Annotated in this window: 8 protein-coding genes and 1 pseudogene; 4 read left to right on the top strand and 5 right to left on the bottom strand. The window is 61.0% G+C overall.

The annotated features are described in order from the left end of the window. A pseudogene (locus BN1137_RS03185) lies at positions 1-277 on the bottom strand (NTP transferase domain-containing protein); the annotation flags it as partial. A 215-nt stretch (positions 278-492) separates the two neighbouring features. Further along, the gene (locus tag BN1137_RS03180) at positions 493-1,080 is read right to left on the bottom strand and encodes a TMEM175 family protein (protein ID WP_050717222.1); all 588 of its coding nucleotides are present in this window, start codon (positions 1,078-1,080) and stop codon (positions 493-495) included. 208 nt (positions 1,081-1,288) lie between these two features. Between BN1137_RS03180 and BN1137_RS03175 the strand changes: the two genes are divergently transcribed. The 4 genes from BN1137_RS03175 (at position 1,289) to BN1137_RS03160 (ending at position 6,293) form a co-directional block, all read left to right on the top strand. Beyond that, complete coding sequence (locus tag BN1137_RS03175; protein WP_050717221.1) at positions 1,289-2,998, top strand: NAD-dependent malic enzyme; 1,710 nt, start codon at positions 1,289-1,291, stop codon at positions 2,996-2,998. 397 nt (positions 2,999-3,395) lie between these two features. Continuing rightward, complete coding sequence (locus BN1137_RS03170; protein ID WP_050717220.1) at positions 3,396-4,634, top strand: uracil-xanthine permease family protein; 1,239 nt, start codon at positions 3,396-3,398, stop codon at positions 4,632-4,634. A 156-nt stretch (positions 4,635-4,790) separates the two neighbouring features. Further along, on the top strand, positions 4,791-5,528 hold the full coding sequence (locus BN1137_RS03165) for a dienelactone hydrolase family protein (RefSeq protein WP_050717219.1): 738 nt from the start codon (positions 4,791-4,793) through the stop codon (positions 5,526-5,528). 186 nt (positions 5,529-5,714) lie between these two features. Continuing rightward, on the top strand, positions 5,715-6,293 hold the full coding sequence (locus BN1137_RS03160; protein WP_232306885.1) for a lipid-binding SYLF domain-containing protein: 579 nt from the start codon (positions 5,715-5,717) through the stop codon (positions 6,291-6,293). Positions 6,294-6,377: 84 nt separating this feature from the next. Here BN1137_RS03160 and pgl read toward each other — a convergent pair whose 3' ends face one another. From pgl to pykF, 3 genes are all read right to left on the bottom strand, one after another. Then, entirely contained in the window at positions 6,378-7,418 is a 1,041-nt protein-coding gene (gene pgl, locus BN1137_RS03155; RefSeq protein ID WP_050717218.1) for a 6-phosphogluconolactonase, read from the bottom strand. 245 nt (positions 7,419-7,663) lie between these two features. Then, a complete protein-coding gene (gene mscK / locus BN1137_RS03150; RefSeq protein WP_050717217.1) occupies positions 7,664-10,984 on the bottom strand; it encodes a mechanosensitive channel MscK in 3,321 nt (1,106 codons plus the stop codon). 147 nt (positions 10,985-11,131) lie between these two features. After that, positions 11,132-12,544, bottom strand: coding sequence for a pyruvate kinase PykF (gene pykF / locus BN1137_RS03145; RefSeq protein ID WP_050717216.1), 1,413 nt, complete (start codon positions 12,542-12,544; stop codon positions 11,132-11,134). Positions 12,545-12,748 lie beyond the last annotated feature (204 nt).

Genomic DNA, 12,748 nt, shown 5'->3' with positions numbered 1-12,748 from the left:
GCCCCGCCTGCATGCCCGCCAAGGGGCCCAGAAAATCGCCGTTGCCATCCTTGATGACCGGGGCCAGTGCGCGGTAGCTCGCCTGATTGCGGTTGGCGTTGATCAGCACCTCGTCCACCTGGGGCCGCAGTCGCGCAAGCACATGTTCGATGAGCGGCTGACCCGCCAGGGGCACCCAGCCCTTATCCTCACCGCCCATGCGGGTGGCACGGCCACCGGCCAGGATCACGGCTGAAACGGGAAAATGGGCAGGAGGGGCGCTGGTGTCTGGGGTCATGTCGCTCTATCAGGTTCGGTGAGAAGGATGCTGGCCGCTGTCATGCTGCAGCCTGGCTCCTGCCGATCTTGCGTCAAGGGGGCCGGCAGGGCAATGGCCTTTATAGCCGGATGCCGACTCTCTTGCGGTGATCCAGGTCAACCCGATCCACCTTGGGCCCTGGTATGGCGGGCGGAGAACCGAGCTGAGATTGATGGAGCCGAGGGAAAGGCGCGTTAGTCCGCCTCCTGTTCGGCCAGAATGTGCTCGATGCGGCTGTCCGGCACCAGCCAGATCAGGGCGGCCAGCACGTAGATAAGCTGGGACAACCACTGGGCCCAGAAGGCGGCGACTATGGCACTGAAATAGAGCAGGGGGGACACTTTGCCCTTCCAGTCGCTGCCGAGCGCCCGCCTGAGCAGGGAGTGCGGACCCTGGGAGCGGATGATCAGCGTCTGCAGCAGGAAATAGGCGATGGCGGCCATCAGCAGCACCATGCCATAGAGGGCGGTTGGCAGGCTGGCGAAGTGGTTCTCCCCCATCCAGCCGGTGGCAAAGGGGATTAACGATAGCCAGAACAGCAGATGCAGGTTGGCCCACAGAATGGGCCCGGTGATCTGCCGGCAGGTGTGCAGCATGTGGTGATGGTTGTTCCAGTAGATCCCCAGGTAGATGAAGCTGAGGACATAGCTCAGAAACACCGGCAGCAGCGGGACCAGCGCCGGCCAGCTGGCGTCGTGAGGCACCTTGAGCTCCAGCACCATGATGGTGATCAAGATGGCGATGACCCCATCGCTAAAGGCTTCCAGTCGAGTGCTTCCCATGATGATCTCCCTAGCGTCAGGTGCGTGGCAGACTGAGCTTAGTCGAGGCTGGGAGCTTGGCAGCAAGGGGCCAGGGGAGAGCCGCTGGGGTGAGCCACTTTATGCCCGGCCTCACAAAATTGGTAACCTAAACGTTATATGATTGATTTCATTATGTGTCTCGCTTCTTCGCCGCAATGGCACTTCCCACGTATCAAAGAGAACAACTATGGCTACCGGACAATATCTGCTGTGGAAAGACGCACAGGGAGAGGACTTTCGCCCCGTTGCATTGACAGGCACCAACCTGCTCAACGACCGCAATCTCAACAAGGGCACCGCCTTTACCGAGCAGGAGCGTGCCGATTTCGAACTCGACGGCCTGCTGCCGCCCCAGGTGCAGACCTTCGAGGCTCAGCTGGACAGAGTCTATCAGGGCTTCTTGAGCGCCTGCAGCGACATCGAGAAGTACCAGAACCTGCGGGCCCTGCAGGATCGCAACGAGACCCTGTTCTACGCCCTGTTGTCCCGTCACGTGGAGGAGATGACCCCCTACATCTATACCCCGACCGTGGGCAAGGCGTGCCAGGAGTTCAGCCACCGCTTCCAAAAACCGCGCGGCCTCTACATCACCGCGAAGAACGTCGATGACATGGGCTCCCTGGCCCGTCACATGGACGCCAAATCGGTACGCATCATCGTCGTGACCGACAGCCAGGGCATCCTGGGGATCGGCGATCAGGGGGTGGGCGGCATGGGTATCCCCATCGGCAAGCTCTCCCTCTATACCCTGGGGGCCGGCATTCATCCCGCCTGCTGTCTGCCCATCGCGCTGGATGTCGGCACCGACAATCAGGCGCTGCTGGACGATCCCATGTACCTCGGTCAGCCCCATCGCCGCATTCGCGGCAAGGAGTATGACGACTTCATCGAAAAATTCGTGGCCGGGGTCAAGCGCCACTTCCCGAATGCCGTCTTGCAGTGGGAAGATTTCAGCAAATCCAACGCTTTCAACAACCTGTCGCGCTACCAGCAGGCGTTGCCCTCGTTCAATGACGACATTCAGGGCACCGGCGCCGTGGTGCTGGCAGGCATCATAGGGGCGGTCAAATTCAAGGGTGAGACCCTGGGTCAACAGAACTATCTGGTCTATGGCGCTGGCGCTGGCGGGGTCGGGGTGGCGGATCAGATCTGCGCAGGCATGATCCGCGAGGGGCTGGATCCCCAGGCGGCGCGGGATCGCATCTACATCCTGGATACCCAGGGGCTGGTGTGTGACAACCGCGAAGGGCTCGACGAGTACAAGCGCCGTTACGCCAAACCGGGGCTCTTGCTGGCGCAGTGGGATGTGCAGGGCAAGGCCGGGCTGACCGAGGTGCTGCGCCATGTGCCCATCACGGTGCTGCTGGGCACCAGTGGGGCCGGTGGCGCCTTCCAGGAGCAGCATATCCAGCTGATGCTGGCGCACTGCGAACACCCCATGGTGTTCCCGCTCTCCAACCCGACCGCCAACTGCGAGGCGTTGCCGGAAGACATCTATCGCTGGAGCCAGGGCCGTGCCATCGTCGCCACCGGCAGCCCGTTCAAGGATGTGACGTTCGCGGGCAAGGATTACCGCATCGGCCAGGGCAACAACGTCTTCATCTTCCCCGGCGTGGGCCTGGCGGCCATCGTCAGCCAGTTGAGCGAGATCACCCCGGACGTCTTCACTACCGCGGCCTTCGCCCTTGCCGAGTGCGTGAGCGAGGCCGATCTGGCGCAAGGCTCGGTCTATCCACGGATCAGCGAGCTGCGCAACATCTCGGTGCACGTGGCAACCGCGGTACTCAAGGACATAGTGCGGCGAGACCCGTCCCACCCGCTGATTGGCCAGGATCTGCAGCAGCATATCCTGAGTCACATGTGGGAGCCTGTGTATCTGCCCTATCGCAGGGTCTGATTGACGCACGCTTGACTGCATTTTTGATAAAAAGCAGAGGGGATGGCATGGCTATCCCCTTTTTCATGGAAGCTGGGCGGCCAAGATGCTGGCCTCGCCATCCGGGGTGGCGATGTAGCGCAAATGTCGGGGTCAGCGTTCACAATTGCGTCGCCTTGCTATGACTATCAATAAACTGCGCTAGAAAAACGTTTTGCGCTGGCCATAAAAGTGCGTAAAATCGCTTCCTCGATGCTTGTAGCAACGAATCCCGCCTAAAAAGCCAGTTTCATGCCCTCCCCAAGCAGTAAAAGGTAACAAATGACGCCATTTGGCGTATTTCACACCTTGAAAATATGTTGTGATGACTGAAAAGTGTCAATTATCCCTGTCAGTTATCAAAAAATTAAGGACACCCATGTTTTCCTTGGTCAAGCAAAGTGTCGCCGGGCTGCAAATTCTGTTTGTCGCCTTCGGTGCCATGGTTCTGGTGCCCCTGCTCACCGGACTGAACCCTTCCATGGCCCTGCTTGGCGCCGGTGTAGGCACCCTGCTGTTCCAGCTCTGCACTCGCCGCCAGGTCCCGATCTTCCTCGGTTCCAGCTTTGCCTTCATCGCCCCCATCATCTACGCCACCCAGACCTGGGGACTGCCGTCCACCATGTTTGGCCTGTTTGCGGCCGGCTTCATGTACTTCATCCTGGCGGCGCTCATTCGCGTGCGGGGCATGGGTTTCGTGCACAAGTTGCTGCCGCCGGTGGTGATTGGCCCGGTGATCATGGTGATTGGCCTGTCGGTCGCCCAGGTCGCCTGTAACATGGCAATGGGTCGTGCCGGTGGTGAACAGGTGGTCGACCCCACTACCGCCCTGACCCTGGCGGGGATTTCGCTGGCGGTGACCCTGATTGCCGCGGTGTTCTGCAAGGGCTGGATCAAGCTCATCCCCATTCTCTCCGGCGTGGTCGCCGGTTACGTGGCGGCGGTGCTGATGGGGCAGGTGAGCTTCGAGGGGATGGTTAACGCCCCCTGGTTGGCACTGCCTCACTTCGAGACCCCGGAGATCAACTGGGCCGCCGCCCTGTTCATGCTGCCGGTGGCCATCGCCCCTTGCATCGAGCACATCGGTGGCGTACTCGCCATCGGCGGTGTGACCGGGCAGGACTACACCAAGAACCCGGGCCTGCACCGCACCCTGGCCGGTGACGGCATCGGTGTCTGCTTCGCCGGCTTCATCGGTGGCCCACCCGTGACCACCTACGCCGAAGTGACCGGCGCCGTGATGATCACCCGCAACTTCAACCCGGTCACCATGACCTGGGCCGCGGTGTTCGCCGTCATCCTGGCCTTCTTCGGCAAGTTCAATGCGCTGCTCACCTCCATCCCCATGCCGGTGATGGGTGGCATCATGCTGCTGCTGTTCGGATCCATCGCCGCCATCGGTCTCAAGACCCTGGTGGAGTCCAAGGTCGATCTGGGCCTTGCCCGCAACATCGCCATCGTGGCCGTGACCCTGACCGTGGGCGTCGGCGCCCTGGAGATGAAGATCGGTGACTTCGCCCTGGCGGGCGTGGGTCTGGCCTCGGTGGCCGCCATACTGCTCAACCTGATCCTGCCTGCGCACTCGCAAGAGGGCGCGATGGACGCTGCCAAAGACTAAGCGTCCACCTTTATCTGTGTTAGCAAAGAGGCCACCCCAGGGTGGCCTCTCTCTTTTGTGCGCGAGCTGGAGAGCTCCGATCTGGCGGGGCAGGGCGCCCCCCTAAATCCGGACGACTACAATCAGGGGCGTTATTCACAGTCGAGGGAGAGAAGCATGAAGAAGGCATGGATCCTGGCCCTGCTCGGGCTTATCTGGAGTGGGGTGAGCCAGGCTGGCGCGGTGCGCTACGAGGTCGATGGTCAATCGTTCGAAGGTTATTACCTGGCGGCCGGCCAGAAGGCGCCGCTGATACTGCTGGTGCATGACTGGGATGGTCTGACCGAGTATGAGGTCAAGCGTGCCGAGATGCTGGTGGCGCTCGGTTACAGCGTCTTTGCGGTCGACTTGTTCGGCGCGGGCGTGCGGCCGACCTCCATCGAGGATAAGAAGCGGCTCACCGGCGCCCTCTATCAAGACAGACCCCGGATGCGCAAGCTGCTGGCCGCCGCCTTGGCCGAGGCGGGCAAGCTGGGCGGACGGCTCGACGACGTGGTGGCGCTTGGTTATTGCTTCGGCGGCGCCGCCGTGCTGGAGCTGGCTCGCAGCGGCGCCGCGCTCAAGGGGGTCGTGAGCGTGCATGGCGGGCTGGAGACGCCCGTCGGGCAGGATTACAAGCAGACCAAGGCCCAGCTGCTTATCCAGCATGGCGGCGCGGATCAGGCGGTGTCGCTGGGTCAGTTCGCGGGGCTTGTCTCCGAGCTGGAAAGCACAGGCATCCCCTATGAGGCGGCCATCTACAGCGGTGCGCCCCATGCCTTCAGCGTGTTTGGCTCCGAGAATTACCGCGCCGACGCCGATGCCAAGTCCTGGCAGCGTTTCACCGAGTTTCTTGGTGAGGTGACCCAGGGCTAGAGGCGTTTTCACCGCGAAGGGCCGGGGCTTCAGGCCAGTTATACTCATTCGATGAAGCTGATGGTGCGACCCATTGAGGGTCAGGTGGCGAGTCGACGGGCGTTTGTTGACTCGCCCTCAGGCAGGGCAGCCGGTCATAGCCATGATCGCTGCCATTTTTGCCGTGGAATCTGAAGGAGTAATGAGATGCGTGACTTGCGTCTATGGAGTCAGATGTTAATCGTGCTGCTATTGCTGGGCTGCTCTTCCAAGGGGGATACCCCTGCCGAGCAACGCAGCAATACGCTGCAGATGCGCCAGCAGGCGCTATCTGTCTTGTATGGCCAGAATCCCAATATCAAGCGAGAGGTGACCCGATCCAAAGGCTATGCCGTCTTTAGCAATGTGAACAACAACTTGCTGCTGCTCAGCGCCGGCTCGGGTTATGGGGTGCTGCGCGATAACCGCAATGGCCGTGACACCTACATGAAGATGGCCACCGCCGGTTTCGGGGTTGGCATGGGGATCAAGAAGTTCCAGGCTCTGATCATCTTTAACGATGCCGTGGCCCTTGATCGTTTCATCACCACAGGGTTTGATGCCAGCGCCCAGGCCGATGTGGCGGCCAAGTCTGCCGACGATGGCAAGGTGGTGGTCAGCGAGGCGGCCAATGCCGACTTCCAGAAGGTGAAGATGTATCAGCTGACCGAACAGGGCGTGGCGGTGCAGGCGACCATGCAGGGTTACAAGTACTGGCCGGACGATGATCTCAACGGCGGCAAGTGAGATGAGCCTCCTCATCTCTTCACACTAGGGGATAAGCAGGTACGATCATCGCAATACCTGCTTCTCTCCGCTCTCCCGGCACGATCATCGGTCCGATGATGATGCCGGTGTCTCCAGTGCCAATACCCTTACCCACATGGCCCCTTTGCCCACCGGTTGGCGGCAAGAGAGGCTCAGCTGCCCCGTCTCTGGTGTTATGCGATGCAGGGCCAGCTCCAACGACTCCTGCCCGGTCACGATCAGCGCCTGGCCGCTGTGATCGATGGCAAAGCCGCGCGGCATCAATTCGGTGGGGAAGTGGCCGAGCACACTCAGCTGACCATACTGCGGGTCTATGCCAAACAGGGTCAGCAGGCTGCTGGCCCGCTCGCTGGTGTAGAGAAAACGCCCGTCCGGGGTGAGATGCAGATCCGCCCCCCAGTGCTCCCCCTCATAGCCTGCCGGCAACATGTCCAGACTCTGCTGCGCCGAGATGCGCCCGTCGCTCTCCCTGTGGTAGCGGTTGAGGGTGCCATCGAGCTCGTTGAGGCAATAGATATCGCCGTTGGTCGGGTGCAGCGCCAGATGGCGAGGCCCGGCACCCGCTGCCGTGTGAATGTCGCCAAGTGGATGGGGCTCCAGTCGATCATCATCGCCCAGGGTGAAGCGACGGATCACATCCTCTTTGAGACAGGCGACCAGCAGCTCCTGATGCCCTTGCCCGTGATGGGCTGGCGGTTGATCGAGCAGGGTGACTGAGTGGGCGGCCATCAGATCGTCGATGCGCTGGTGCGGTGCCAGCACCCGGCCTGCGGCATCCATGCGCGAGACGCTGAGGTGGTTAAAAGCGTAGGAGGCGGCGAAGAACAGGCGGCCGCGAGCATCCGTGCAGGTGTGGGAGGCGCTGCCCGCCAGCGGCGCCGAGCTTGGTTCGCCGAGTCGTCCATCCGCCAGGATGGGGTAGCTCAGCACCTTGAAGTCGGGGCGCACGCCGGCATAGAGCCAGCGCTTGTCCGGGCTGATGACCAGCGGTTGCACCTCACCACCGGTCTGCACCTCTTGCAGTGGGACGAGCGCATCATCCTCTAACTGAAAGACATGGATCAACCCGCTGACCGGGTTGGCTACATAAACGACTTGCAGCATGGCGCCTCCTGATGGCGATGGGGTTGTCCTGGCACGGGCAAGACGGAAGTGGCGATGGTCGCACAGACAGGCCCATCTGCCCAGTCAGGGTATAAACGGGGATAAAAGAGAGGGCGAATAGGGGGCTGGTCAGGCTCTTTAGGTTGATGCGTAGGTTGGCACCGGCCGGGGTAACGGTGAGGCTGACGCTAGCAAAGAAACGGGCCCCATGGTGGGGCCCGTTTGACTGATGGGGGCGAGCGGGATCAGCTCGTCCTACCAGGCTGCGCCGGGGGCAGGGCAGGGCGAGATTCCACCCGCTGCTCATCCCCCTGCCTGTTCTTGATATGCACGTCCATCTGGTTGAACGCGATGTCGATGTTGTGTTCGCGGAACAACACATCAATCCGGCGGTTCAGCTCATCGATGGCCGGGTTGCGATCGCCGAGCTCGCTCACGAAGAAACGCAGCTCGTGATCCAGAGTGCTGGCACCGAAGGTGAGGAAGTAGACGATGGGCGCCGGATCCTTTAGCACCCGGCTGTTCTCCATGGCCGCCTGAATCAGCAGCGTGCGGGTCAGCTCCAGATCCGAGCCATAGGCCACCCCGACCCGGGCGATGACCCGGGTGACGGTATCGGACAGGGACCAGTTGACCAGCCGCTCTATCATCAGCTGCTGGTTCGGGATGATCACCTCTTTGCGATCGAAATCGGTGAGGGTTGTGGAGCGGATGCGGATCTTGTTGACCGTCCCCGAGATGGTGCCGATGGTGACGGTGTCACCGATCCGCACCGGGCGTTCGAACAAGATGATGATCCCAGAGATGAAGTTGGAGACGATCTGCTGCATGCCGAAACCGATCCCCACCGAGAGGCCGGCGGCCAGCCATTGCAGCTTCTCCCACTGGACTCCCAACATGGCCAGCGCGGTGAGGGAACCCACCCCGATCAGCGCATAGTTGAGCATGGTGGTGAAGGCGTAGGCGGTGCCCTGGGCCAGGCGCAGCTTGGAGAGTATCAGCACCTCCAGCAGGCCGGGCAGGTTGCGCGCCAGGGACAAGGCGGCCCCGAACAGGAACAGACCGGTCAGCACGTCGCTCAGGCTGATGGGGAAGAGCACGGCGTTGGCGCCAGTCCCTTCACTCTTGTGCCACAGCACCACGCTGTCGAGGTAGGTAAAGACCGCGACCAGATCGGACCAGAGCCAGTAGAAGGCGACGCCGAACACCAGCAGCAGCATGATCCGGGTCAGACGCAGGGACTGCTGGCTGACATCCTCCAGATCCATGGGCTGCTCTTCGATGGCCTCGCCCCCTTCCGCATCTTCCTGGGTCTTGTGCTCACGCTTGGCGACGGCGCGGCGATAGGCCAGACGGCGGGCCGCCAGCTCCAGACCACGCAGGGCGGTACGATAGACCAGGCCCCAGATGATGATGAGGTAGAAGGATTCGATCAGGCGACCGGTGAGTTTGAGGGCCGTGTAGTAGTAGCCAAGGGCTGCCAGCACTATCAGTGCCACCGGCGCCAGGGCCAGGGCGACCCCCGTCATGATCTGCAGCATGCTGGCCTCGCCCTTGATGCGGGCGCGGGAGATGGGCAACACCAGATAGCCGGCAAGGCCCAGCAGCACCAGGGTCAGACCCTGTCCGATGACGTCGTTGCCAAGAGAGGAAGGCTCTACCACCGCCTTGGTGGACAGCATGATCAGCGGTAAAAGAGGTATCCAAAGATATCTCATGCTGCTGCGCTTGGCCTGTAATTCGGCCCTCGGCAGGCGGAAGTGGTTCTCGCCGATGCCACCGGGTCGCATCACCGACAGGTAGACGCTGAACACCAGGTAGCCGAGCGCCAGGTTCAGGGTGATCTGGAAGATGAGTTTGGGGCTCAGCAGGCCGCAGTAGGTGAGCAACAGGCCGGCCGCCAGGATAAACAGGGTGCCGGGCAGGCGCTGCAGCACTGTGTAGAGCAGGGCGCGCGGGGTATGCCACTGGCTGTCCTGGCGGAAGCGGCCGAGATCCTTGGCGATCTTCTGCTGACGGGCGATGATGGTCGGCCGCTTCCACAGCAGCAGGCCACCGACCAGCAACAGCGGGAAGGCGAGCAATGAGATGGGCAGCAGGGTGTCACCCCAGCCGCTCCAGTCGGGCTTGAGCACCCAGTCGGAGGCCTGCTTGTAGGCCTGGGCGGGCCAGTTGAGCAGCCACTTGCCATCGATGGGCTTGTTGCTGCTGACCCAGAAGATGTGCTGTTGCAGGGTGAACTCGATGGAGGCATAGACCCGGCTCAGCTGCTGCTGGGTCAGCTGCAGGCTGATGGCGTTGGTGAGCTGGCTGTCGAGTTGACGGTTCAGCTGATCGAGCAGGTTGATGCGGGTATCGAGCAACTTGGCGAGGCTGGCCTTGTCTTCCTCGCTGACCGGCTCGCTGCTGCTGGCGATCAGGTTGTCCAGATACTGGGTCTTCTGGAACAGCTGATCTCGCTGCTGGCTCAGTTCGAACTGGGCCAGGTGCAGGTCGGCTATCTGCTCCTCCAGGTTCTTCACCAGGGTCGACGGCGCGGCCTCCAGCTGCTGGTAGAGCTGATAGAGGATGCGCGACAGCAGCAGGTTGCCCTTGAGCATCTGCACCTGTTCATTCAGGTTGCGCTCGGTCTGGGTGCCGCGCTCCAGCCAGCTCTTCGCCTGCAGATTCTTCTGGGCGAGAGAGTTGAGGTTGGCGGTGGCGCTGATCAGTTGCTGGCTGAGCTGGTGGTTGATCTCCTGCTCTTTTTGCACCAGCGGGTTGTCTTCGCTGGCCACCAGCTCACCGGTCTGCTCGGCGGCCTTCTCGGTGTCGCCGAGGCGCTTGGCGCTGCTCTGCTCTTGCAGCGCCTGCAGTTTCTGCTCTTCGTAGGTGAGGCGTGCGCTCTGGTAGTCGCGCTGCTTGACCGCGAGATCCTGCATGCTGGTGCGGTTATCCAGCTCCTTTTGCAGGTTCGCCAGTTGCAAGTCCAGCAACACCAGCTCGGTACCCAGCTTCATCTTCTCGGCGCTGCTGATGCTGTCGCCGGAATTCAATCGGGTGCGGATCTCCTGGCTGCGCTGGTAGGCGCGGCTCATGTTGACCTGGGCGCGCTCGGGCAGGGTTTGCAGGCTGGTGATCTGGCTGCCGATGGTGCCGAGGGCTTCCTGCGACTCCTGCAGGTTGGCCATGATCTCGGCCTGACGGGTGTCGAGCTCCGCCAGGCTCATGCTGGCGTATTCGCTCTTGAGCTGCTCCAGGCTCTTGCCCTGGGTGAGGTTGTCGAGCTTGGCGCCAATCTCTCGCAATTCGGTGGGGAGCGAGCGTAGCCGCTGTAGCTGGGCTTTGCTCTTGTCCTGCTCCTTCTCGATGTTGTCGAGCAGGCTCAGGGTATCGGTCAGCAGCTTCTGATCGGCTTGTTGGCTGACGGTGAGGGTGTCTGATTTACCGAGCGCATCGAGCGCCCGCTGGACGGTGGCGCGTTGCGGCACATCCTGCGCCATGGCTTGCGGGGCGCACAGACTGACGAGTAAACAAAGCAGCGGCAACAGGCTGGCCGAGGCTTTTCTGAACTGTATTGAGGGCATAAAACTTCCGGGTTATTACGCGAAATTTGGGAGACATCCCACAGGGGGAAATCCGCGTGGATTCTAACACCGGCGGTAAACACGAAGCAGGGGGGAGAGATAAAAAAAACGGCGCCCGCAGGCGCCGTTTTATCGGTTCAAGACTGATTACAGTACGTGAACGGAGGCGGTGTTGGTGGTACCGCTCGGTACCAGAGCACCGGAAACCATGACAACCACGTCACCCTTCAGACCCATGCCGCTGGCCAGCGCCGCTTCTTTACCGATGCGATAGAAATCGTCGGTGGAGGCGATGCTGTCAACCACGTGAGCAACCACACCCTTGGTCAGCACCAGCTGAGCAGCGGTTTTCTGGTTGGTGGTGATGGCCAGGATCCAGGCTTTCGGGAAGTACTTGCGAATGGCCTTGGCAGACTTGCCGCCTTCGGTGGCAACCACGATCAGCGGGGCATCCAGCTTCTCGGAGGTCTCAACGGCGCCCTTGCAGACGGCTTCGGTGATGCGCAGCTTGTTGCTGTCATTGGCAGCAGACAGGTTGGACGGCATCACGGCGTCGGTACGCTCGCAGATGGTAGCCATGATGGTCACGGCTTCCAGCGGGTACTTACCCTTGGCGGATTCACCGGACAGCATGACTGCATCGGTACCGTCCAGGATGGCGTTCGCCACGTCGCCGGCTTCGGCGCGGGTCGGACGCGGGTTCTTGATCATGGAATCCAGCATCTGGGTGGCGGTGATGACCACTTTACGTGCCTTGTTGCACTTGGTGATGATCATCTTCTGGGCGAAGATAACTTCTTCAACCGGGATTTCCACACCCATGTCGCCACGGGCGACCATGATGCCGTCGGAGACAGCCAGGATCTCGTCGAAGTTGTCCAGGCCTTCCTGGTTTTCGATCTTAGAGATGATCTGGATGGCTTCGCCACCATGGGCCTTCAGGTGCTCACGGATTTCCAGTACGTCTTCTTTCTTACGGATGAAGGAAGCAGCAACGAAATCAACGCCTTGCTCGCAACCGAAGACGAGGTCACGCTTGTCTTTCTCGGCTAGGGCCGGCAGTTTGATGGAGACGCCCGGCAGGTTAACGCCTTTGTTCTCGCCCAGATCGCCATTGTTCAGCACCTTGCAGATGACTTCGCGTTCGCTGATCTCGATGACGTCCAGACCGATCAGGCCGTCATCCACCAGGATGCGGTTGCCGACGCGCAGATCGTTGGCGAAGCCGGCGTAGGTCACGGCGACTTTGTCTTTGTTGCCAACCACAGTCTGGTCGGTGGTGAAGGTGAAGGTCTGGCCGGCGACCAGAGAAACATCGTTGCCACCTTCCAGTTTCATGGTACGGATTTCCGGACCCTTGGTATCGAGCAGGATAGCTGCGTGCTTGCCGGTAGCGGCCATCACTTCACGCAGGTTGCGGATACGGGTGCCGTGCTCTTCGTAATCACCGTGAGAGAAGTTCAGGCGCATGACGTTCATGCCGGCGTCGAGCATCTTGCCCAGCATTTCTTTGGATTCGGTCTTGGGACCGATGGTGCAGACGATTTTGGTCTTTTTCATGTCAGTCTTCATGGTTAAGGAGTTTCCGTCGTGCAATATACACCAGTTTTTGGATACTTTTTATGATCCAGAAACAACGTTTTGGGCTAAAACCGTCCCAATTTACAAGATAACGTTTTCGCTCACGGTTGATTTTAGGGGCTAAAATAATTGCCTCCCCCGATAGCCGCTCATTCGGCACCCCTTGTCGGGTCCCCCTGGGCG

The organism is Aeromonas tecta (genome assembly GCF_000820185.1).
GTDB classification, from domain to species: domain Bacteria; phylum Pseudomonadota; class Gammaproteobacteria; order Enterobacterales; family Aeromonadaceae; genus Aeromonas; species Aeromonas tecta.
The sequence above is the reverse complement of the archived record's forward strand: the minus strand, read 5'-3'. Positions and strand labels throughout refer to the sequence as shown.